We start from the raw sequence: 21,930 nt of genomic DNA on the forward strand, positions 1-21,930 counted from the left end.
CCGCACCGGTTGGTGAGTGGAGGAGGAACTGGGTATTATCGAAACAACTTTGCTTATTTTATTAAACAATTTGCAACCAAGGCAGGATGCTGAGTATGCAGGCAGGAAAGCACAACGGATATCAGGAGCACGTCGCCTCCTACTACGCGGCCACCCGCAACGACTCGCAACAGTGGCCCGAGCTGGAGGGGGAGCACAAGGCTGACGTCTGCATCATCGGCGGCGGCTTTACCGGTCTCAATACCGCCATCAATCTGGCTGATGCCGGTTACAAGGTCGCCTTGCTGGAGGCCAACCGTATCGGCTGGGGCGCCTCCGGGCGCAACGGCGGCCAGCTTATTCACGGTATCGGTCACGATACCAGCCAGTTCGCCCGCTGGATTGGTGAGGAAGGGGTGCGCGAACTCGACCTGATGGGGCTGGAGGCGGTGCAGCTGGTGCGCGAGCGGGTCGAACGCTTCAACATCGAGTGCGATCTCACCTGGGGCTACTGCGACCTCGCGACCCGTCAGCGCCATCTGGCAGGTTTCGAGGAGGATCTCGACCATCTGGCGAGCCTCGGCTATGAGCACGAACTCAAGCTGGTACCGCGGGAAGATATCCATACCGTTGTGGGATCGGATCGCTATATCGGCGGCCTTATCGACATGGGCTCCGGCCATCTCCATCCCCTCAATCTGGCGCTCGGCGAGGCGCGCGCCGCCGCCAGCCTCGGGGTCTCCCTGTTTGAACACTCCAGAGTGACCCATATCGAGTACGGCAAGCAGGTGGAGGTGACCACCGCCCACGGCCGGGTCACTGCCGATTATCTGGTGATCGGCTGCAACGCCTATCTCAACGACCTCAATCCGGAGCTGGGCGGGCGTGTGCTGCCGGCCGGTTCCTACATCCTCGCCACCGAAGTGCTCGATCGCCGCTTGCGCCAGCGCTTGTTGCCGCAAAACATGGCGGTGTGCGATCAGAACGTGGCCCTCGACTACTACCGCCTCTCCGCCGACGGCCGCCTGCTGTTTGGCGGCGCCTGCAACTATTCGGGGCGAGACCCGAAGGATATCAAGGCCTTTATGTTGCCCAAGATGCTGCGAGTCTTCCCCGCGCTGGCTGGCACTGCCATCGAGTTTCAGTGGGGGGGCATGATCGGGATCGGCGCCAACCGTTTGCCGCAGATTGGCCGCTTGAAGGAATACCCCAACGTGCTCTACGCCCAGGCCTATTCGGGTCACGGCCTCAACGCTACCCATATGGCGGGCAAGCTGGTGGCCGAGGCGATCCGCGGCGAAAGCCGGGGCTTCGATCTCTTTGCCAGCGTGCCCCATATCACCTTCCCCGGCGGCCCGGCGCTGCGCTCCCCGCTGCTGGCACTGGGAATGTTGTGGCACCGGATGAAGGATATCTTCTGACCCCCATTGTCAGCCTGCGCAGTGATGGCTGAACGTGGCCCTTTTTGCCAACCCCTTGTTTATAGCGTGTTGGCACTATCGTTCCGTCTGATAGACCAAAAGATGCATTTGCGCCAATCCCTTCCGGTTGGCGCTATCTTTTAGGTGTGAGAGCGGTTATCTGCCAAGGGGACGAGGGTGTGCCCGCTTGTCGGAATACTTGCCGAAAAAGGGCCGAGGACAGAGAGATAGGAGGGCCAAGATGGAGATGAATGTGGTCGCGTCAGGCGGGCTCACCCCGCTGGCACAACGGCAGGGTTCTCCCGCTGTGCAGGCACAGGAGAGGGCCGCATCGTCGCCATCAACGGGCAGCGACAGCCGGATGGTACGCGATCTTGGCGCCGTGCTGGATGAGCTCGGGTTGTCGCCGAAAGGGGAGGATAGCAGCGGGAGCAGCATCTCAATCAGAGATTCGCTGGAAGCGTTCATCAACACCATGATGGGCTCCCTGCAACAGCAGCAGGAGCAACAGCTGGCATTGCAGCAACAACAGCGGCAAGAGCAGGAACAGCGCAAACTCTCCATCGCCGACAGCAGCGAGAACCCGCTCAAGCGGGATCTGGAGCGCCTGCTGGAGACGCTGGATCAGCAGGGCGGACAGGAAAAAGAGAGCGAGCAAGGAGCCGAGCGTGAAGCGGTCAACCCCTTGCAGAGCCAGCTGACCAAGCTGCTGGAGAGCAGTGGTGCGGCAGAGAGCGGGGTCACCCTCAAGGAGGTGCTGTCAGGGTTGGCCAGCAAGCTGCCGAGCGAACCCGCCGAGCGAAAAGGGTATCGGGTCGATACCCAGGTTTGAGGTAGTTGGCAACGGCAGGCCAGTCGTTGCAGTGCGTAAGGGGCGGGCAGCCCTTCATTGGGCCGGTTCCGCCAGTCGCCACCCCTGTTCGTCCTTCATCATCCACACCTCGGCCTCTTGTGGCAGCACCTGGCCCGCCTCGAACTCGCCATATTTGCGCTCGAGCTCCATCAGCCCCATCTCCTGCTGGAAGGGGCCAACCCGGTCGTAGACCAGGTCCTCGTCGTGCAACACCTGCAACTGATCGAGCCCCTGCTTGAAGTGGAGCTGGTAACTCACCTTGACCAGATAGACCCCCTCTATCCGCTCCTCCTTGCCGAGGATGGTGAAGTCGCTGATATCGAACAGGTTGGCGTCTGTCTCGGCCAGTAGCTTGGCGGTGACCTGCTGGCGGATATCCTCTTCACCGGGCCCTGCACTGCAGCCATAAAGCCAGAGGGCTAGCAGGGGGATGAACCACTTTTTCATCAAAACTCCGGACAAGTGCAAAACGAGAGGGGCGATTGTGCCACGCGAATGCGCGGCGGCAAACCTCGGCTCACGGTTCCAGTGATCGTTCCAGCACGATGGCCTCGGCCCGATAACCAGCCAGCTCGCGGCGATAGCACTCGGTGAAGCCTCTGCGCAGCCAGAAGGATAGAGCACTCTCATTGCTGGCAATCACTGACAGGCGAAGCCGGGTAGCCCCCCATGAGCTTGCCATCGTGCAGGCGTGAAGATAGAGCGACTGACCACGGCCACTCCCTTGCCAGGGTTCCCCCACCAGTAACAGACCCAGATAGGCGGTGTCTGGATTGGGGTAGCCGCGCAGCAGATCAATGACAGCGGTGAGTTCTCCCTGCTCCCAGCGGCCGATGAGATGTTTGTCGGAGAGAGGCAGGCCGGATGGGCAGGCGACAAGTTCCTCTTCTCCTGCCTGTGCAGAGAGAGGGTCATTGCTCACCGCCGCCTGATAGGAGGGGGCCTGCTCGAACAGCCGCTGCAAGGCAGGTGCATCGCTTGTCTGCAGCCGACGCAACTCAGTGTGCATCACTTACCATCTCGAGACGTTTGGCAAAGGGGATAGGCCCCATAAAGCCGGTGACCCGCTGCCCTGTCAGCTCCTTGCCCTCACGGTCGAAGAAGATGAGGGTCGGCAATCCCAGCACGTTGAGGCTGTTGAGCAGCTCCACATCGGCATCGTCGTTGGCGGTGACATCCGCCTGCAGCAGCACCATCTGGCCAAAGCGCGCCCTCACCGTCGGGTCGCTGAAGGTCTTGTGCTCGAACTCCTTGCAGGCGACGCACCAGTCGGCGTAGAGGTCAAGCAGCACCGGCTTGCCGCGGGCGGCGGCCAGCTGCACCTTGAGATCATCCAGCGTCTTGATGCGGATAAACTGCGGTGCCGTTTGACCGGCATCCGCCGTGACGGCAGCAGGGGTGGCCGGTTGCAGCAGATCCTTGCCCACTACCACGGCGCTGATCATCGCCAGCAACAGCACGAAGCCGCGCACGCTTTTGGCCACCGAGTGGGGCTGGTGCTGGTTGTGGTGATAGAGATAGCCGCACAGCAGCAGCCCCCAGCCGAGCCAGGCGAGAGTAGCAATCTGATCGCTCCAGAGCCGTGACAGCAGCAGGAGCGGCACCGCCAGCAGGGCAAAGCCAAACAGCTGCTTGATCACATCCATCCAGGCGCCTGCTTTGGGCAGCAGCTTGCCACCCGAGGTGCCGAGCAGCAGCAGCGGCAGGCCCATCCCCAGTGACAGCGCATAGAGCGCCGCCCCGCCGAGCCAGAGATCACCGCTCTGGGCCACGTAGATCAGCGCCCCCGAGAGCGGCGCCGTGGTGCAGGGAGAGCAGACCAGCCCGGAGATCATCCCCATGATGGCGACCCCGACCACAGAGCCGCCCTGCTGGCGGTTGGAGAGGCCGGAGAGCCGGGTTTGCAAACCGCTCGGCAGTTGCAGGGTGTAGAGGCCGAACATCGAGAGGGCCAGCAGCACGAACATCACCGAGAGGGCGATCAGCACATAGGGATGTTGCAGCGCAGCCTGGAATGTCAGACCTGCCGAGGCGACCACCAGTCCGAGCAGGGTGTAGGTGACCGCCATCCCCTGCACATAGACCAGGGAGAGCAGGAAGGCGCGACTGGTGGAAAGGCGATGGCCGGCACCGGCGATGATACCGGTCAGAATGGGATACATGGGGAAGACGCAGGGGGTGAAGGCGAGCCCCAGCCCCAGCGCGAAGAAGGCGACGATGCTGAGCCAGAACCCCTGATGGCCGAGGGCAGCGGCCAGCTGATCCTGCTGGCTAACCGGTGCGACGCTTTGTGCCGTTTCCGCAGTGGATGCTGTGGTTGCCGTGACCAGCGGGGCCACATCGATCAGCTTGTCGGTCGGCGGATAGCAGAGGCCGTCGGTACAGCCCTGATAGCGCACCCGCAGGGTGGCATTTTCCCCCACCTCCTTTAGTGGCACCGCGATGCTCACCTGCTGGTAGTAGACCCGGGTCTTGCCGAAGAAATCATCCTCGTGCTCAGTGCCTTCCGGCAGCGCTGGCTCGCTGAAGGTGAGGTTGTTCCCCTTGAAGCGCAGGCTGTGGCGATAGAGGTAGTAGTCATCGGCGATGTGGAGGGTCAGCAGCAGCTGATCGCCACGCTGTTCGCTCTCGATCTGAAAGGCCTCATCGACCTGCAAAAATTTGGGCTTGGCGTTGGCCTCAATACCCAGCGAGCTGAGCAGATCGGCGCCGCTGGCGTGGGCTGGGGAGCTGCCCACCGCTGTCATCAGCAGGGCGCAGAGCAGCAGCAGGGGAGAGAGCAAGCGGTTGAACGTCATGCGGTCTCCCCATTGAGCCAGTCCAGATAGGCAGGTAGTCCGGCACTTACCGGCAGGGCCAGCAGCTCGGGCACCTCATAGGGGTGATGGGCTTGAATACATGCCTGCAGCTCGGCAAAGCGCGATTGACGGGATTTGATGATGAGCTGGATCTCGGGGGCGCGCTCCACCTTGCCTTGCCAACGATAGACGGAGGTGACGCCCGGCAGTTGATTGATGCAGGCGGCCAGCCGCTGGTTCAGCAGCTGTTCGCAGAGAAGGTCGGCACTGGTTTGATCTGGGCAGGTGCAGAGCACCACAATGGCGTCGGTCATAAAGCGGATCTTCACCTCGTTGGGGTAAACCGGGCAGGCGCCCTTGCCGTCTCATCCCTGTCTGCGGATGAAGGTGAAAAAAGCGCCCGAAAATCAGCGGCTACTATACCCCAGAGGCGCTTCAAATAGCATCTGTAGCCATTTGTGAGCCAGCGCCAAAAATTTGTGGGGGGCATGAGATAGACGCTGTCATGGGGACAGGGCAGAATGAGCGGGCTTGTTCCCAATTGACGTAAGGAAATGTATGACCCAACAGAATGAGCAGCAGAGAAACCGCATGTTGAGCCTGCTGCGCGAAGGTGAGCGCCGCATGTTGGTTCAATTGGCCGGGCTGCTGCGCACGACCGCCGATGAAATCAATGCCGAGCTGGAGAAAGAGGAGCTGATGGCCACCCTGGAGCAGCCCATCACGGTGGAGTATCTCAACGGCGTGGTGCAGCACCATCTGTTCGAGCGCAAACACAAGGGAGATATGGCGGTTGCCCAGCAGATCCTGAGCGATTATCAGAGCGAACTGGAAGCGCTGCAGGCCGCCCAGGCGCAGCCTGAAGAGGCTGTCGCAACTGACGAGAGCGGCGAAGAGCTCAAAGCCCAGGCTTGAACGACGGGCAGGCCTGAATCCTTACCTCTGAATCAGCCGGCCTGCCAGCGCTGATCCCTGTTGCGGCCCCATCATGTCTGCCATGATGGGGCCGTGTCGTTTCTTCTGCAGTCTTTCCTTGTTGACCTTCACTTCTCGGTTTCAATCCAACTGATTCGTGCCTTAGCGCGCCTCTTGTGGCATGCCGTGCGGCACTTCGCGGGGGATGGGGAACACCTTGTCATAGCCCCAGTTGTAGACGAAGGCATAGATCAGGTAGAAGACGACGAAGCCCAGATCCAGCACCAGCGCCTCCAGCAGGCTGACGCTCAGCCACCAGGACATGACCGGCAGCGCGACGATCAGCAGACCGCCCTCAAAGCCGAAGGTATGCAGCACCCGTTGCCACAGGGTCTTGTGGGTATGGCCCTGATATTTGAGCAGCAGCTTGTCGACCCCGATGTTGTAGATGTAGTTCCAGACGGTGGCCAGCACCGAGAAGAACAGTGCCAGCGGGCCCATATGGTTGAGCCCGACCCCGGTAACCCAGCTGGCCAGCGGGGCGGCAATCAGCAGGCCAATAAATTCAAAGCCAATGGCATGGCGCAGGCGATCGTTACGGGTACGCATAAGTCACTCTCTCAATCAGATTTATTCACGGATTGCTGGTTAATCTATAGATCTTTAGCGATAGATTCATGTTGGTATCCATCGCTAAAATAGATGGATGAGAGAGCTTGCCGGAGGGCAACAAGATGACGCCATCACTGGAACAACTGAGGATCTTGCTGGCGGCCGCCGAAACCGGCTCGTTTTCCGCTGCCGCCCGCAAGCTGGGCAAGGCGCAGTCGGTAGTGAGCAGCGCCATCGCCAATCTGGAGATCGATCTGGCGCTCACCCTGTTTGACCGCAGCGGCCGCTATCCGCAGCTGACGGAGGCGGGGGCCCGCATGGTGCAGGAGGCGGGGATCCTGCTGGCGCAGAGTGAACGGTTGCAATCCATTGCCGGGGAGCTGGCGGCCGGGGTGGAGACGCGCCTCACCCTGGCCATCGATGATGACTCCCACCTCCCCTGGCTCGGCACCCTGCTGGAGGCGTTCGCCACTCGTTACCCGACAGTGGAGCTGGAGCTGCTCTTCCCGCTGATGGAAGATGTGACCGAGATGCTGGTGACCGGCCGGGCCCAGCTCGGCATCAGCTATCAGAAGGTGCATCCCCAGCGGGAGATTGTCGCCCATTCGCTGGGGGAGGTGACCATGCCGCTGGTGGTGTCACCGGATCATCCGCTGGCCCGCAAGCAGCCGCTACGGGAGGTCGATCTGCAGGGGGCGCGCCAGCTGATGGTGACTGGTAGACGGGAAGGGAGCGAGCGTCAGCGTTTTCGCATCTCGGCTCAGGTGTGGTGGGTCGAGGGGGATCTCGGGGTACTGGAGCTGGTCAAGCGGGGCCTTGGCTGGTCCGCCATCCCGGAATTTCTGCTGCATCAGCCGTTGGCTCGCGGCGAAGTGGTAGTGCTGGAGCCGGACTTTATCGCCAGCCACGCGCTGGCGCTGGAGTTGCAGTGGCATCGCGCCCGCCCGCTGGGGCAGGCGGGGCGCTGGTTGAAGGAGGCCCTGCTGGCGCGGGTGCCTCGCTAGCCGACCTTACTCGGTCAGGGCGTAAGGCAGGGGTTGCAGGGTGAGGCGGGAGCCTTCGTCCTGCTTGAGGCGGAATTGGGCGTCAGCCTCGGTATCTTTCGGCAGTACGGCGGTGAGCCACACCTGCCCGGCCTGTTGCCAGGCGTTGAGCACCATGCCGCTGCGGCGCCAGTTGTCACCCAGTTGCAGCTCCAGGGTATCGCCGCTGGCAACCGGCTCGCCGGCAGTGCCCGCCAGCAGGAACAGGGCGCGGTTGTTGGCGCCGCGATACTTGGCGCGGGCCACCGTCTCTTGCCCCATGTAGCAGCCCTTGTTGAAGCTGATACCGTCCAGTGCCTGCAGGTTGAGCATCTGCGGGATGAACTCCCCCTGATGCACCGCCTCCATGTGCGGCAGACCCGCCTTGATCTCGAGCCCCCACCAGAGTGACTCGTCACCTTGCGGCAGGGCGTCGGCTTGCTGATTGCTCACCAGCAGCCAGCGATCCTGTTCGATCTTCACCGCCATGCCGCCGTCGATAAGACCGCTCTGCAGAAGGCCAAACTGCTCGGCGATCCAGCCATCGCTGCCTGTACCGGCGATCCCGGTGGCGTGGCGTTCATCGGCGGCGATCTCGACCTTGGAGAAGACGGCAAATTTCTTCAGCTCCGGCAACTGACGCTCCAGTACAGAGGGGCTGGTCAGCAGCAGCAGACTGTCGTCGAGGCAGAGCAGGCGGAAATTGCTCCACAGCTTGCCCTTGGGATCACAGTGGCCGCCCGGGGTCTGTTGCCCCGGTTGCAGGGCGTTGACATCACAGGTGACCTGACCTTGCAGATATTTGGCGCGATCCTGGCCGTTGATACGGGTGATGGCCAGCTTGGTCAGGGGGAAGCGGGTCGGCTCGGCAGGAAAAACAGGTGGTTGCAGGCTCACGATGGTATTCCAGAGAGAAAGTATGTGAGCTGCATGGTAAAGACGTAACTAATGTTTGTCAGCCGGAAAATCCAGCTGGTACCATCCCCCGGTCTTTGTAAGGAGAGTGCCATGTTGAGCCCAGTTGAAAAATCCCGCCTGAAGTGGGCCTGCCGTCGCGGTATGCTCGAGCTGGATGTGATCTTTATGCCCTTTTTCGAACACGAGTTCGACTCCCTGAGCGAAGCCGATCAGCAGACCTTTATCCGCCTGCTGGCGAGCGACGATCCGGATCTGTTCAAATGGTGCATGGGTCATGGTGTCCCTGCCGATCCGGCATTTGCCGCCATGATCCCGATGATCCTGGAGCGCAATCAGGCGCGCCACGACCGCCAGGGGTAATCCTGTGGAGCGGGTGATCATGACGGTTCACCCCTCCCGCCATCAGCAATATTTGCTGGTGGCCCTCTTTCTGTTGCTGCTCTGGCCGGTGGCTGGCCTGATTGCCGGTTGGCAGTGGGCGCTGTTGCTGCCCGTGTGGCTGGTGGCGCTCTGGCTGAGCTGGCGTGCGCTCGCCGCGCCCCCGTTCGAGCTCGTCTGGGATGGCCAGTGGCTACAGTGGCAAGGTCGTCGCTATCAGCTCGACAAGAAAAGCCGCATTCTGCCCGGTGTGCTCAGGCTGGCGCTTTGTCCCGAACCGCAAGAGAGTGGAGCCGTGTCGCCACGGCAACTGTGGCTCTTCTCCGATGCCCTTCCCCCCGAACATTACCGCCTGCTGGCGCGAGCCATCCACTTTCTGCCGTCCCGGCGCTGACACCTGCTTTCCGTGATGACCATGCGCTGATTTATCGCGATAAGCTGCTGCAATGTGGCTGGCGACGCTCTTTTTGTGGCTGAAAAGCGGTTGAAAACAAGTGACCCCGCCGGGGCGGGGTCACTGATAGCTGCAACGCTTGGCGGGAAGGGGGATTAATCCCGCTCCGGGGTCAGCACAGTCGGCTTGGAGTCCGGTAGCATATCCGGATGATCCAGGTTGTAGTGCAGGCCGCGGGATTCCTTGCGCTGCAGGGCGCAGTTGACGATAAGCTCGGCCACCTGCAGCAGGTTGCGCAGCTCCAGCAGGTTGTTGGAGACGCGGAAGTTGGCGTAGTACTCCTGCACCTCCTGTTTGAGCAGGTCGATGCGGCGCTTGGCGCGGGCCAGGCGTTTGTTGGTACGCACTATCCCCACGTAGTCCCACATCATCAACCGCAGCTCGTGCCAGTTGTGCTGGATCACCACCAGTTCGTCGGAGTCTTCCACCTTGCTCTCGTCCCACACCGGCAGGCGCGGCGGCTCCACGCTCATCGGCAGCTTGGCCAGAATATCGGCCCCCGCCTGATGGGCATAGACCACGCATTCCAGCAGGGAGTTGGAGGCCATGCGGTTGGCGCCGTGCAGACCGGTGTAGGTCACTTCACCGATGGCATAGAGGCCGGGGATATCGGTCTGGCCGTTGTTGTCGATCATCACGCCGCCACAGGTGTAGTGGGCGGCAGGCACGATGGGCATCGGCTCCTTGGTGATGTCGATGCCGACCGCGAGGCAACGCTCATAAATAGTTGGGAAGTGCTTGATGATGAAATCGGCCGGTTTGTGGCTGATATCCAGATACATGCAGTCCGCCCCGAGCCGCTTCATCTCGTGGTCGATGGCGCGGGCGACGATATCCCGTGGTGCCAGCTCGGCCCGCTCGTCGAACTCCGGCATAAAGCGGCTGCCGTCCGGGCGGCGCAGATAGGCCCCCTCGCCACGCAGTGCTTCGGTCAGCAGGAAGTTGGGATCGTCCGGGTGGAACAGGCTGGTGGGGTGGAACTGGTTGAACTCCAGGTTCGCCACCCGGCAGCCGGCCCGCCATGCCATCGCGATGCCATCGCCAGAGCTCACATCCGGGTTGGAGGTGTACTGGTAGACCTTGGAGGCGCCGCCGGTGGCCAGTGCCACGAAACGGGCGCGGATCACCTCGACCTGCTCGGTGTTGCGGTTCCAGACGTAGGCGCCCAGTACCTTGTTGCCCGGCAGGTTGAGCTTGCGGGTGGTGATGAGGTCGACCGCGTTGAAGCGCTCCATCAGCTGGATATTGGGGTGAGCGCGCACCTGATCGATCAGGGTGAGTTGCACCGCTTTGCCGGTGGCATCCGCCGCGTGGAAGATGCGGCGATGGCTGTGTCCCCCTTCCCGGGTGAGGTGGTACTGGGATTCGCCGTCGGCGTTCTCCTCCTGATCGAAGGGGACCCCTTGCTGAATGAGCCACTGGATGGACTCGCGGGCGTGGCGAGCGGTGAACTCGACCACGGCCGGGTCACACAACCCGGCGCCCGCGTTGAGCGTGTCGCTCACGTGGGATTCGATGCTGTCGGTTTCGTCGAAAACGGCAGCGATGCCTCCTTGCGCATAGAAAGTGGCCCCTTCACTGATGGGCCCCTTGCTCAGAACCAGGACTTTGGCGTGGTCTGCCAATCGCAACGCGAGGGACAAACCAGCGGCACCGCTGCCAATGATCAGTACATCGCAAAGGTATTCAACACTTGCTTTCATAAGTATCATTGGCCTGGATTAAGAACTGGCACCATGGTAGCCCAAGCGAGGGCGAGGATGCAGCCTGCATCACATTTTTTTCAATTGAAGCGAACTTTCTCTGATTCTCCCTGTCTGAACTTGTGCGCTTAGGAAGGGCCGGAAAAGAAAAACGATAACCTGATGGGGGTTTTACGGCTCTGATGAGCGACCAGAATCTACTGGACGAACAGCTGGTTGAACGGGTCCAGCGCGGCGATAAAGCAGCTTTCAACCTGTTGGTAAAAAAATACCAGCATAAGGTGGTCAACCTGGTTGCCAGGTATGTCAACAATCCCGGTGATGTGCCCGATGTGGCGCAAGAGGCCTTTATAAAAGCCTACCGTGCATTGCCGACATTCCGTGGCGAAAGTGCTTTTTACACCTGGTTGTACCGAATTGCCGTGAACACGGCGAAGAATTATCTCACCTCCCAGGGGCGCAGGCCGCCCAGCAGTGATGTGGAGGCTGACGAAGCGGAGTCTTATGGTGGTGGTGAAGCCTTGCAAGAGGTCTCAACCCCCGAAAACCTGGCGCTGACTGACGAGATCAAACGCACCGTGTTTTCAGCCATAGAGGCATTGCCGGAAGACCTGAGGACAGCTATCACTCTTCGCGAACTGGAAGGGCTGAGCTACGAAGAGATTGCCGAAATCATGGATTGCCCAGTGGGTACGGTCAGATCCCGTATCTTCCGGGCGAGGGAAGCAATTGATAAAAAGCTGCAACCTCTGATCGAGAATTAACTGGGGAAAGACGGGTTAACTTATGGCAAATAAAGAGCAAATCTCTGCCCTGATGGATGGTGACCTGAGTGACGCAGAGGTACTGAACGAGCTGGAGATGGACTCCGACTTGCAAGATACCTGGGGTCGTTACCACCTGATCGGCGATGCCATGCGGGGTGACCTGCCGGTCAATCTGCAACTGGATCTCAGTGACAGCATCATGGCTGCGCTTGAGGATGAGCCCACCATACTGGCACCCAAGCCGGTCGAGACGGCTCCCGTGCTGCAACCTGCCGTTGCGCCGGTCAAGACAGATTCCAATGTGGTTCCGTTGTTCCGCCGTGTCGGTCAGCAACTGGGTCAATATGCCATTGCGGCATCCGTGGCCGCTGCCGTTATCTTCGGGGTGCAGCAGTATCAGGGGCAGGATGGCGTTCCGGCCAATCCGGTGCTCAATACCATTCCAATCGGTGGCAGTGCGGCGCCGGTGAGTGTTCACTATCCGCAACAGGATGGCGCCCGTGCTCGTCAGCAAGGACTGACCGAACAGCAGATGCAGGAGCAGCGGGAGCGGATCAACGCCTTCCTGCGTGACCACCAGTTGCAGCAGCGCCTGTTGCAAGACAGACAGATCCAACAATAACGAATTGTCAGGGATACAAACGTGCGCCAGTCCAGCCGTATTTTGCTGGCCTCTCTCCTGCTGATCAGTGCCAAGGCCTCGGCCGACGATAAGTCGGCCGAGGCCTTGTTGCAGCAGATGCAGAGTGCCGTGCAGCAACAGAATTTCGAGTTGTCCATGGTCAAGGCCCGTCAGGGGCGTCTTGAACCGATCCGGATCAGCCATGCCGTCATCAACGGCAAGGAAGTTGCCCACCTCAGTTACCTCGACGGCAAGGCGATCGAGTATCTCCAGCGCCAGAACGAATACACCTTCTTTGAAAACAGCCACGATCCCTACACCCTGAAGGATGCCCGCTTCCCCGGCATCTGGTCGACCCTGGTGAAGATGCCGCTGGCGCAGGTGCTGGAGAGCTATGATCCTGTGCTGGCCGGCCGCAGCCGTGTCGCCGGTGTGGTGGCACAGGTGGTGAGGCTGGTGCCTAAAGAGGCCGATAAATATGGTTTCGTGCTCTGGATTGACGAGCAGAGCCACTTGCTGTTGCGGATCGACATGGTCGAGCGGGAAGGCAATCTGGTGGAGCAGGTACTTGGTGTCGAACTGGATCTGCAGAGCAAACCGGCCCCCTGGCTGGTGAAGCTGGCCAACAGCAAGCAGCCTCCGGCGCTGGCGCTGGAGGATGCCTATCCGGCGCCGCAACAGCAGTTGAACTGGCAGATCACCTGGCTGCCCGATGGCTTCAAGGTGCTGTCGCAAGATCGGCACCAGCTGGTGACCACCAGTATGCCGGTGGATTACATGATGCTCTCCGACGGGCTGGTGGATCTCTCGGTCTATGTCTCCCGGGTCGATCCCAAGCAGGCGGTGCGCCAGCAGCTGATCCGCCAGGGAGCGACCTCGCTGGTGAGCTATGTCAACGAGGTGGGGGTCGAGATCACCGTGGTCGGCGAGGTGCCTGCCGAAACCGCCAAGCGCATCGCCGAGTCGGTCCAGCCGCTGGCCCGCAACGAAGCAGTGCAGTAACGGGGGATGCGGGGTTGTTTCCCGCTTGCCGAGCGTGGTGAGTCGTGGTCAGATCCCCTGATTGTGTGAACCCGAGGTGTTGCCGTGAATGAGATGAGTGAAGAGCTGGCGACCGTGGTTGCCATTGAGGGTGACCATGCCTGGGTGGAGTGCGAACGGCGCTCTGCCTGCAGTGGTTGTCAGCAGCAATCCAGTTGCGGTACCGGCACCGTGGCGAAGGCGTTTCCCCTGAAAGCTCCCCGCTTGCGGGTCAGGCTGACCGCCGAGGTGCGGGTTGGCCAGCAAGTGAGGCTCGGTATCCCGCAGGAGAGTCTGCTGCGCGGGGCTGCGCTGGTCTATGTGCTGCCGCTGTTTTGTCTGTTGGCTGGCGCCTTGCTGGGGCAGCTCTGGCTGGCACCGCTGCTCTCGGGCGGAGAGGGGATTACCATTCTCTGCTGCCTGCTGGGGGGCGTGCTGGGCTTTTTACTGGTTCGTTACTTTTCCAACCGCCTGGATCAGGGGCGCTACGGCCCGCAGATGCTCGGCGTGGTAGTCCCTGTCCGCATCCTCCCCTGACTGAACAGGCGCTATTTCACTGGCGCTGGCGACTAAAGAATGGCCGTCAGCCGGGTTATCCAGTAAAATCGCGCCTCCATAACTGACTTTAACTAATTTTGAGTGACTCTTGCTCGATGAAACACATTCGTAACTTTTCGATTATTGCGCACATCGACCACGGTAAATCGACCCTGTCGGACCGTCTGATCCAGACTTGCGGTGGCTTGTCCGACCGCGAGATGCAGGCTCAGGTGCTTGACTCCATGGATCTGGAGCGCGAGCGCGGCATTACCATCAAAGCACAGAGTGTGACCCTGAACTACCAGGCACAAGACGGTAACACCTACCAGCTGAACTTTATCGACACCCCGGGCCACGTGGATTTCTCCTACGAGGTCTCCCGCTCTTTGGCGGCCTGTGAAGGGGCGCTGCTGGTGGTGGATGCCGGCCAGGGGGTTGAGGCACAGACTCTGGCCAACTGCTATACCGCCATGGAAATGGATCTGGAAGTGGTGCCGGTGCTGAACAAGATTGACCTGCCGGCCGCAGAACCCGAGCGGGTTGCCGAGGAGATCGAAGACATCGTCGGTATCGACGCGGTTGATGCGGTGCGCTGCTCCGCCAAGACTGGCCTGGGTGTTGATCTGGTGCTGGAAGAGATCGTTGCCAAGATCCCGGCACCGGAAGGTGACCCGGATGCCCCGCTGCAGGCGCTGATCATCGACTCCTGGTTCGACTCCTATCTGGGTGTTGTCTCTTTGGTGCGGATCAAGAACGGTTCCCTGAAGAAGAACGACAAGATCAAGGTGATGAGCACCGGTCAGGTGTGGGGTGTGGATCGTATCGGTATCTTCACGCCCAAGCAGGTGGATACCCAGGGTCTGGGTTGCGGCGAGGTAGGTTGGGTTGTCTGCGGCATCAAGGACATCCACGGCGCGCCGGTGGGCGATACCCTGACTCAGGCCAAGAACGGTGCCGACAAGGCGCTGGCTGGCTTCAAGAAGGTGAAGCCGCAGGTTTATGCGGGTCTGTTCCCCATCTCCAGCGATGACTACGAGTCGTTCCGTGACGCCCTCGACAAGCTCTCCCTGAACGATGCCTCCCTGTTCTTCGAACCGGAGAGCTCCACTGCGCTGGGCTTCGGCTTCCGTTGTGGCTTCCTCGGCATGCTGCACATGGAGATCATTCAGGAGCGTCTGGAGCGTGAATACGATCTGGATCTGATCACCACGGCGCCGACCGTAGTGTACGAGATCGAGCTGACCGACGGCTCCACCATCCATATCGACAGCCCGGCCCAGATGCCCGCCATCACCAGCATCAAGGAGATGCGCGAGCCGATCGCCGAGTGTCATATCCTGCTGCCGCAGGAGTACATGGGCAACGTCATCACCCTCTGTATCGAGAAGCGTGGCGTGCAGACCAACATGGTCTACCACGGCAAGCAGGTGGCGCTGACCTATGAAATCCCGATGGCAGAAGTGGTGCTCGACTTCTTCGACCGTCTGAAATCCACCAGTCGCGGTTACGCCTCGCTGGACTACGGCTTCAAGCGTTTCGAAACGTCCGACATGGTTCGTCTGGACATCATGATCAACGGTGAGCGGGTCGATGCCCTGGCCATCATCACCCACAAAGACAACGCCCAGTATCGCGGTCGTCAGGTGGTGGAGAAGATGCGCGAGCTGATCCCGCGCCAGATGTTCGATATCGCCATTCAGGCGGCCATCGGCAACCAGATCATCGCTCGCAGCACCGTCAAGGCTCTGCGTAAAGACGTAACCGCCAAGTGTTACGGTGGTGACGTGAGTCGTAAGAAGAAACTGCTGAACAAGCAGAAAGAAGGTAAGAAGCGGATGAAGTCCCTCGGCCGTGTCGACGTGCCGCAGGAAGCCTTCCTCGCGATTCTCCACGTCGGAAAGGATTAATAGATGGCAAGCACGTTTTCCCTGATCCTGGTGGTGGTCTGCGCGATCACCGGTGTTATCTGGTGTCTGGACAAGATGATTTGGTCCAAGCAGCGCGCCGCCAAGATTGCCGTGGCTCGTGCCCATGGCGGTGCCCACCTGGATGAGAAGACCCTGGCCAAGGTGGCCCCTGTGCCGGTCTGGATTGAGCAGACCGCCGGGGTCTTCCCGGTCATCACCTTTGTGCTGATCCTGCGTTCGTTCATTTTTGAACCGTTCCAGATCCCGTCAGGTTCCATGATGCCCACCCTGCTGGTGGGCGACTTCATCCTGGTGGAAAAATTTGCCTATGGTCTGCGGGACCCGGTGACCAACACCAAGTTCCTCGAGACTGGCGAGCCCAAGCGTGGCGACGTGGTGGTGTTCAAGTATCCCCTTGAACCGCGCGTTGACTACATCAAGCGGGTCGTCGGCATGCCGGGTGATCGGGTCATCTATCGCAACAAGGAGCTGATGATCCGGCCCAAGTGCGAAGAGCAGGAAGGGAAAACGTGCCCGGGCTTCAAGAAGCTCGACGTCAAGTTTGAACAAAGAGGCGAATTTACCCAGATGGGGATCCCCCTTGACCGCTATACCGAGCAGTTGGGTGATGTCTCCCACGAGACCCTGCGCAATCCGCTGATGCCCGACATGGTTGGCCGTTACTATCGCCAGCCCGGCACCTACCCCGACGAGTGGGTGGTACCGGAAGGCCAGTATTTCGTGATGGGCGACAACCGCGACAACAGCACCGACAGCCGATTCTGGGGCTTTGTGCCCGAGCAGAATCTGGTCGGCAAGGCGGTCGCTATCTGGATAAGTTTTGAATTCGAGCGCGAAGAAGGCTCCCTGCTGCCAAGTTGGGTACCGACAGGTGTGCGCTTCAACCGCATTGGCGGAATCAAGTAAATGAATATCAAGATGAACAGACTGCAGTCCCGTCTCGGGCATGTCTTTGCGGATCTGGAACTGCTGACCCGCGCGCTGACTCACCGCAGCGCCGGTTCCCGTCACAATGAGCGACTGGAATTTCTGGGTGACTCCATTTTGAGTCTGGTGATTGCCGACGATCTCTTCCACCGCTTCCCGCAAGCGGCGGAAGGGGATCTCAGCCGGATGCGCGCCACCCTGGTGCGCGAGAAGACCCTGGCCGAACTGGGCCGGGAGTTCGACCTCGGGGATCACCTGATCCTCGGCCCCGGCGAACTCAAGAGCGGCGGTTTTCGCCGCGAATCCATTCTGGCCGATACGGTCGAGGCGGTGATCGGTGCCGTCTATCTAGATACCAATCTTGAGACGGTGCGGACACTGCTGCTGAGCTGGTACGCCAGCCGCCTGGAAGAGATCAAGCCGGGCATCGAGCAGAAAGATCCCAAGACCCGTCTGCAAGAAATTTTGCAGGGAAGCCGCAAATCCCTGCCGACCTACACTGTGACCAACGTCAAGGGCGAGGCACACAACCAGGAGTTCACCGTCCAGTGTGACGTGGAAGGTCTGGATGGTCCCCTCGTCGGGGTCGGCACCAGCCGTCGCAAGGCCGAACAGGCCGCGGCGCAGCAAGCATTGGAAAAACTGTCATGACAGATACTACCTATTGCGGCTTTGTCGCCATCGTGGGCCGCCCGAATGTGGGCAAGTCCACCCTGCTCAACAAGCTGCTTGGCCAGAAGGTCAGCATCACCTCGAAGAAGCCCCAGACCACCCGTCACCGGATTTTGGGGATCGACACCGAGGATAACTACCAGACCATCTATGTGGATACCCCGGGTCTGCACATTGAAGAGAAACGGGCCATCAACCGCCTGATGAACCGTGCCGCCACCAGTTCGCTGGGTGATGTGGCCATGGTGGTGTTCATGGTCGACGGTACCCACTGGACCAAAGACGACGAGATGGTGCTGGGCAAGCTGCGCAATCTCAAGTGCCCTGTGGTGCTGGCGGTCAACAAGATCGACAACGTCAAAGAGAAAGAAGATCTGCTGCCGCACCTCGAGTGGCTGGGTCAACAGATGAACTTCGCCCATATTCTGCCCATCAGTGCCGAAAAGGGCACCAACGTGGAGAAGATCCGCGAGTGGGCCAAGGATCTGCTGCCGGAAAACGTCCATTTCTTCCCGGAAGATTACGTGACCGACCGCTCGTCCCGCTTTATGGCCTCCGAAATCATCCGCGAGAAGCTGATGCGCTTCACCGGCGAGGAGCTGCCCTACTCGGTGACGGTGGAGATCGAGCGCTTCAAGGTGGAAGAGAACGGCCTCTACCACATCCACGGCCTGATCCTGGTCGAGCGCGATGGCCAGAAGAAGATGGTCATCGGTAACAAGGGCGAGAAGATCAAGACCATCGGCACCGAAGCACGCCTCGATATGGAACGTCTGTTCCAGAACAAGGTGCACCTCGAGCTGTGGGTTAAGGTCAAGTCGGGCTGGGCTGATGATGAGCGCGCCCTGCGCAGCCTCGGGTATGGCGACGACTGATTGCTGACCCCGGCTTTCGTCATCCACAGTCGGCCCTATCGGGAGACCAGCCAGCTGGTCGAGGTCTTCACCCAGGATAGTGGCCGATTTACTCTGGTGGCTCGCGGTTCTCGCGGGCCACGCTCCCCTCTCAAGGGGCTGCTGCAACCCTTTACCCTGCTCACCATCGCCTGGCGCGGCAAGGGGGATCTCAAGAACCTCACCCAGGTCGAGTGCCCCGACCACTCCCTGCGTCTTGGTGGCGATCGCCTCTTCTACGGCCTCTATCTCAACGAGCTGGTCTACTACCTGCTGGAAGCGCACACCCCGTTCCCCGAAGTATTCGATGCCTATGCCCGTGCCATCATGGCGCTGGCCGATGGCGAGACGCCGGAGCTGCCGCTGCGCCGCTTCGAGTTCCTGCTGTTGCAGGCGCTCGGCTATGCGGTGGATTTTGAATACACGGCGGACGACGAGTCGCCCATCGAGCCGACCCTGCTCTATGGCTTCGAGCGTGAATTGGGCTTTGTTGCTTGCGAGCGGGCGCCGGATCCCCGTACCCTGTTTCTCGGTGCCCACCTGCTCGCCTTTGCCGAGGGACGTTTCGATACCCCTCCCTTGCTGCAGGCGGCCAAACGTTTCAGCCGACTGGCACTGCAACCCTATCTGGGCAAGCGCCAGCTAAAGAGCCGGGAGCTGTTTTTAAAACGCAAGGCCAGTATGCAAGGCTGACACAGATTACAGACATACGGATATTGGCGCGGTGTGATTCGCTGACCGCGCAGTCAACAGATGAAGCCTTTCAAGGAGTTCTCAATGAGTGAAATCTATCTGGGTGTGAACATCGACCATATCGCCACCCTGCGCAACGCCCGTGGCACCCAGTATCCGGATCCGGTACAGGCCGCCTTCGTGGCCGAGCAGGCCGGGGCCGATGGCATTACCGTGCATCTGCGTGAAGATCGCCGCCACATCACCGACCGCGACGTGGAGATCCTGCGCCAGACTATCCAGACGAGAATGAATCTGGAAATGGCAGTGACCGAAGAGATGATCGGCATCGCCTGCCGCATCAAGCCCCACTTCGTCTGTCTGGTGCCGGAGAAGCGCACCGAAGTGACCACCGAGGGCGGTCTGGACGTGGCCGATCAGCTGGACAAGGTGACTGACGCAGTTGCCCGTCTCTCCGCGGTGGGGGCGCAGGTATCCCTCTTTATCGATGCCGACCCAATCCAGATCGATGCAGTTGCCGAGAGTGGCGCCCCCTTTATCGAGATCCACACTGGCCGTTACGCCGATGCCACCACAGATGCCGAGCGCAACGCCGAGTTCAAGCGCATTGCCGCCGGTGCCTCCTATGCCGCTGGCAAGGGGCTCAAGGTCAATGCCGGCCACGGCCTGCACTACCACAACGTCAAGGCTATCGCTGCTATCCCCGAGCTCTATGAGCTCAACATCGGCCACGCCATCATTGGCCGTGCCGCCTTCGATGGTCTGGCCAAGGCCGTGAGCGATATGCGCCTGCTGATGCAGGAAGCCCGTCAGGGGATCTGACTCGCTGGATGGGTCCGCGGCCTGAGACCGGCCGCTAGAAATAACAAGGGACGCCGCGGCGTCCTTTGTTATTTCAGGTGTTGTTCAAGTGAGGGCAATGGGCTGGCGGCCACCGAGCTGTAATAACCCAGCACAATCGGCTATAAGCAGTTGATGTCAAAAGGGTTACACTGGTTGACCCTGTGAGTTGGACGAGATTGTTATGGATCATCCCCTGTACCACCCCGATATCACCGAACTTGAACCTGTCGCCCGCGCGGCGGGGGCAGCCATCATGGCCATCTACAGCCAGCCCTTCGCTGTGGAGTACAAGAGCGACGAGAGTCCGCTGACCGCGGCCGACAAGGGGGCTCATGAGGTGATAGTGCAGGCGTTGGCACGGCTGACTCCTGCTATCCCTGTGCTGTCGGAGGAGTCAGGGCCCGAGGTGATGGCGGTGCGTCATTGCTGGTCCCGCTACTGGCTGGTGGATCCCCTCGATGGCACCAAGGAGTTTGTCTCCCGCAACGGTGAGTTCACCGTCAATATCGCGCTGATTGAAGAGGGGGCACCGCGCTGGGGGCTAGTCTATGCCCCTGTGCTGGACAAGCTCTGGTATGGCGGAAAGGGTCTCGGTGCCTGGCGCATCGCCGATGGCAAGCGCGAGCCTATCCAGACCCGGCCTCATCGTGAAGGCGAGGCGTGGCGAGTGGTGGGCAGTCGCAACCACCTGTCGCAGGAGACCCTCGATTTCTTGGCTCCTTTTGGCGAGCTCGAGCTGGTCTCGATGGGCAGCTCCCTTAAGTTCTGCATCATTGCCGAGGGGGGGGCCGAGCTCTATCCGCGCCTCGCTCCTACCTGCGAGTGGGATACCGGCGCGGCGCAGGCGGTGCTGGAGGGGGCGGGGGGCTGCGTCACCCAGCTCGATGGCTCATCCCTTGCCTACAACAAGCCCGATATCCTCAATCCCTGGTTTGTCGCCAAGGCATAAACGAGATATCGGGATGCAAAAAGGCCGGACTGGAGTGAACTTCCAGTCCGGCCTTTTTTATTTCGCTATTCGCTTTGCGGTCAGAAGACCTTTTTGAACGGCTTGATGGTCACTTTGGCATAGACGCCAGCTGCCACATAGGGATCGGCATCGGCCCAGGCTTGGGCATCCGCCTGCGAGGCAAACTCTGCTATGACGGTGCTGCCGGTAAAGCCTGCATCAGCCGGATCCTCGGCATCGATAGCGGGGTTGGGGCCGGCGGTCAGCAGGCGACCCTCATCCTGCAGGGCTTGGAGGCGAGCCAGATGGGCGGGGCGAACTTGCTTGCGCAGTGGCAGGCTATCGGGGACATCTTCGGAGTAGATGAGATACCACATGAGACAATCCTTTTCTGATGAGGGTTACTTTTTGGGTTCGTCTTTTTGCTGGGACAACTGCTCGGCAGGGATGTGGCGATAGAGATAGACGCCGCTCAGCAGGGTAAAGACCAGCGTCATCCCCAGCAGACCGAACACCTTGAAGTTGACCCACATCTCTTGCGGCAGGTTGAACGCCACGTAGAGGTTGAGCAGGCCACAGACGGTAAAGAAGCCGACCCAGCCGAGATTGACTGTGTCCCAGACCTTATCGGGTGCTTGCAGCTCCTTGGCCAACATCTGTTTGATCAGATTCTTGCCAAAGCCGTAGCGGCTGATGAGCAGACCCAGTGCGAACAGCACGTTGATGACAGTCACTTTCCACTTGATGAAGGTGTCATCGTGGAAGAAGACGGTGAGGCCGCCGAAGAAGCCAACCAGCAGGAAGGTAAAGAGCTGCATCTTCTCGACCTTGCGATAGCGGATCCAGCTATAGGCGAGCTGCAGACCGGTGACCACTACCAGTGCACCAGTGGCCATGTAGATGTCGTAAAACTTGTAGACCGCGAAGAAAACGATAAGTGGAATAAATTCAATAAATTGCTTCATGTCTGGCGCCTAGTCCTCAAAGATGGCCTGCAAATTTCGCCCAGTCTACCTGCATGGC

26 protein-coding genes are annotated in these 21,930 nt (G+C 60.3%); 17 read left to right on the forward strand and 9 right to left on the reverse strand.

Translation table 11 applies throughout. From position 1 onward, the window contains the following. Positions 1-95: 95 nt before the first annotated feature. Positions 96-1,400, forward strand: coding sequence for an NAD(P)/FAD-dependent oxidoreductase (locus OKC42_RS16495; protein WP_270820268.1), 1,305 nt, complete (start codon positions 96-98; stop codon positions 1,398-1,400). A 241-nt stretch (positions 1,401-1,641) separates the two neighbouring features. Further along, on the forward strand, positions 1,642-2,232 hold the full coding sequence (locus tag OKC42_RS16500) for a hypothetical protein (protein ID WP_270820269.1): 591 nt from the start codon (positions 1,642-1,644) through the stop codon (positions 2,230-2,232). A gap of 54 nt (positions 2,233-2,286) precedes the next feature. On the opposite strand, the gene OKC42_RS16505 is transcribed toward OKC42_RS16500, so the two are convergent. The 4 genes from OKC42_RS16505 to cutA all read right to left on the reverse strand — a co-directional run bounded on the left by OKC42_RS16505 (position 2,287) and on the right by cutA (position 5,365). After that, positions 2,287-2,700: a hypothetical protein gene (locus OKC42_RS16505; RefSeq protein ID WP_270820270.1), complete on the reverse strand. Its 414-nt coding sequence runs from the start codon at positions 2,698-2,700 to the stop codon at positions 2,287-2,289. 70 nt (positions 2,701-2,770) lie between these two features. Continuing rightward, a complete protein-coding gene (locus OKC42_RS16510) occupies positions 2,771-3,262 on the reverse strand; it encodes a GNAT family N-acetyltransferase (RefSeq protein WP_021229474.1) in 492 nt (163 codons plus the stop codon). Further along, a complete protein-coding gene (locus tag OKC42_RS16515) occupies positions 3,252-5,051 on the reverse strand; it encodes a protein-disulfide reductase DsbD (RefSeq protein ID WP_270820271.1) in 1,800 nt (599 codons plus the stop codon). Before OKC42_RS16515 ends, OKC42_RS16510 begins: the two co-directional genes overlap by 11 nt. Further along, complete coding sequence (cutA, locus tag OKC42_RS16520) at positions 5,048-5,365, reverse strand: divalent-cation tolerance protein CutA (protein WP_139406746.1); 318 nt, start codon at positions 5,363-5,365, stop codon at positions 5,048-5,050. The genes OKC42_RS16515 and cutA overlap by 4 nt, the downstream gene beginning before the upstream one ends. Positions 5,366-5,609: 244 nt before the next feature. On the opposite strand from cutA, the gene OKC42_RS16525 reads away from it, so the two are divergent. Further along, complete coding sequence (locus OKC42_RS16525; RefSeq protein WP_069529227.1) at positions 5,610-5,966, forward strand: hypothetical protein; 357 nt, start codon at positions 5,610-5,612, stop codon at positions 5,964-5,966. A 162-nt stretch (positions 5,967-6,128) separates the two neighbouring features. Here the strand turns inward: OKC42_RS16525 and OKC42_RS16530 are convergent, their stop codons facing one another. Further along, the gene (locus tag OKC42_RS16530; RefSeq protein ID WP_047436069.1) at positions 6,129-6,575 is read right to left on the reverse strand and encodes a PACE efflux transporter; all 447 of its coding nucleotides are present in this window, start codon (positions 6,573-6,575) and stop codon (positions 6,129-6,131) included. Between the two features lie 125 nt (positions 6,576-6,700). Between OKC42_RS16530 and OKC42_RS16535 the strand changes: the two genes are divergently transcribed. Beyond that, entirely contained in the window at positions 6,701-7,582 is an 882-nt protein-coding gene (locus OKC42_RS16535) for a LysR family transcriptional regulator (protein WP_270820272.1), read from the forward strand. Between the two features lie 6 nt (positions 7,583-7,588). Here the strand turns inward: OKC42_RS16535 and ygfZ are convergent, their stop codons facing one another. Next, on the reverse strand, positions 7,589-8,497 hold the full coding sequence (gene ygfZ, locus OKC42_RS16540) for a tRNA-modifying protein YgfZ (RefSeq protein WP_270820273.1): 909 nt from the start codon (positions 8,495-8,497) through the stop codon (positions 7,589-7,591). 111 nt (positions 8,498-8,608) lie between these two features. Between ygfZ and OKC42_RS16545 the strand changes: the two genes are divergently transcribed. Together OKC42_RS16545 and OKC42_RS16550 are read left to right on the forward strand one after the other, a co-directional pair. Further along, positions 8,609-8,878, forward strand: a complete 270-nt coding sequence (locus OKC42_RS16545) for an FAD assembly factor SdhE (RefSeq protein ID WP_005335417.1) — start codon at positions 8,609-8,611, stop codon at positions 8,876-8,878. A gap of 19 nt (positions 8,879-8,897) precedes the next feature. Continuing rightward, on the forward strand, positions 8,898-9,290 hold the full coding sequence (locus OKC42_RS16550) for a protein YgfX (protein ID WP_270820274.1): 393 nt from the start codon (positions 8,898-8,900) through the stop codon (positions 9,288-9,290). 155 nt (positions 9,291-9,445) lie between these two features. On the opposite strand, the gene nadB is transcribed toward OKC42_RS16550, so the two are convergent. After that, positions 9,446-11,053, reverse strand: a complete 1,608-nt coding sequence (gene nadB / locus OKC42_RS16555) for an L-aspartate oxidase (protein ID WP_270820275.1) — start codon at positions 11,051-11,053, stop codon at positions 9,446-9,448. Positions 11,054-11,235: 182 nt separating this feature from the next. Here nadB and rpoE point away from each other — a divergent pair, with 182 nt between their 5' ends. The 11 genes from rpoE to cysQ all read left to right on the forward strand — a co-directional run bounded on the left by rpoE (position 11,236) and on the right by cysQ (position 20,907). Then, the gene (gene rpoE, locus OKC42_RS16560; RefSeq protein ID WP_005335411.1) at positions 11,236-11,817 is read left to right on the forward strand and encodes an RNA polymerase sigma factor RpoE; all 582 of its coding nucleotides are present in this window, start codon (positions 11,236-11,238) and stop codon (positions 11,815-11,817) included. A 22-nt stretch (positions 11,818-11,839) separates the two neighbouring features. Next, the gene (locus OKC42_RS16565) at positions 11,840-12,442 is read left to right on the forward strand and encodes an RseA family anti-sigma factor (RefSeq protein ID WP_005335409.1); all 603 of its coding nucleotides are present in this window, start codon (positions 11,840-11,842) and stop codon (positions 12,440-12,442) included. Positions 12,443-12,463: 21 nt separating this feature from the next. After that, positions 12,464-13,444 (forward strand): MucB/RseB C-terminal domain-containing protein, encoded by a 981-nt coding sequence (locus OKC42_RS16570; RefSeq protein ID WP_005335407.1) that lies wholly within the window; start codon positions 12,464-12,466, stop codon positions 13,442-13,444. Positions 13,445-13,537: 93 nt separating this feature from the next. After that, on the forward strand, positions 13,538-13,999 hold the full coding sequence (locus OKC42_RS16575; RefSeq protein ID WP_041202144.1) for a SoxR reducing system RseC family protein: 462 nt from the start codon (positions 13,538-13,540) through the stop codon (positions 13,997-13,999). A 116-nt stretch (positions 14,000-14,115) separates the two neighbouring features. Beyond that, entirely contained in the window at positions 14,116-15,909 is a 1,794-nt protein-coding gene (gene lepA / locus OKC42_RS16580; protein ID WP_005335396.1) for a translation elongation factor 4, read from the forward strand. A gap of 3 nt (positions 15,910-15,912) precedes the next feature. After that, a complete protein-coding gene (gene lepB / locus OKC42_RS16585; protein ID WP_005335395.1) occupies positions 15,913-16,836 on the forward strand; it encodes a signal peptidase I in 924 nt (307 codons plus the stop codon). Beyond that, positions 16,837-17,508: a ribonuclease III gene (gene rnc / locus OKC42_RS16590; RefSeq protein WP_005335394.1), complete on the forward strand. Its 672-nt coding sequence runs from the start codon at positions 16,837-16,839 to the stop codon at positions 17,506-17,508. Next, positions 17,505-18,404, forward strand: coding sequence for a GTPase Era (gene era, locus OKC42_RS16595; RefSeq protein ID WP_005335393.1), 900 nt, complete (start codon positions 17,505-17,507; stop codon positions 18,402-18,404). The genes rnc and era overlap by 4 nt, the downstream gene beginning before the upstream one ends. Then, positions 18,405-19,115, forward strand: coding sequence for a DNA repair protein RecO (gene recO, locus OKC42_RS16600; RefSeq protein ID WP_005335391.1), 711 nt, complete (start codon positions 18,405-18,407; stop codon positions 19,113-19,115). An 84-nt stretch (positions 19,116-19,199) separates the two neighbouring features. Continuing rightward, positions 19,200-19,937 (forward strand): pyridoxine 5'-phosphate synthase, encoded by a 738-nt coding sequence (gene pdxJ / locus OKC42_RS16605; RefSeq protein WP_270820277.1) that lies wholly within the window; start codon positions 19,200-19,202, stop codon positions 19,935-19,937. Positions 19,938-20,139: 202 nt separating this feature from the next. After that, the gene (gene cysQ / locus OKC42_RS16610) at positions 20,140-20,907 is read left to right on the forward strand and encodes a 3'(2'),5'-bisphosphate nucleotidase CysQ (RefSeq protein WP_429090299.1); all 768 of its coding nucleotides are present in this window, start codon (positions 20,140-20,142) and stop codon (positions 20,905-20,907) included. Between the two features lie 80 nt (positions 20,908-20,987). On the opposite strand, the gene OKC42_RS16615 is transcribed toward cysQ, so the two are convergent. Together OKC42_RS16615 and OKC42_RS16620 are read right to left on the reverse strand one after the other, a co-directional pair. After that, positions 20,988-21,284 carry a YciI family protein gene (locus OKC42_RS16615; RefSeq protein WP_005354350.1) on the reverse strand — a complete coding sequence of 99 codons (297 nt, stop codon included), beginning with the start codon at positions 21,282-21,284 and terminating at the stop codon, positions 20,988-20,990. A 24-nt stretch (positions 21,285-21,308) separates the two neighbouring features. After that, entirely contained in the window at positions 21,309-21,872 is a 564-nt protein-coding gene (locus tag OKC42_RS16620; protein ID WP_064335576.1) for a septation protein A, read from the reverse strand. Positions 21,873-21,930: the final 58 nt, after the last annotated feature.

Source organism: Aeromonas sp. Y311-2 (assembly GCF_027706025.1).
Classification (GTDB): Bacteria; Pseudomonadota; Gammaproteobacteria; order Enterobacterales; family Aeromonadaceae; genus Aeromonas; species Aeromonas veronii.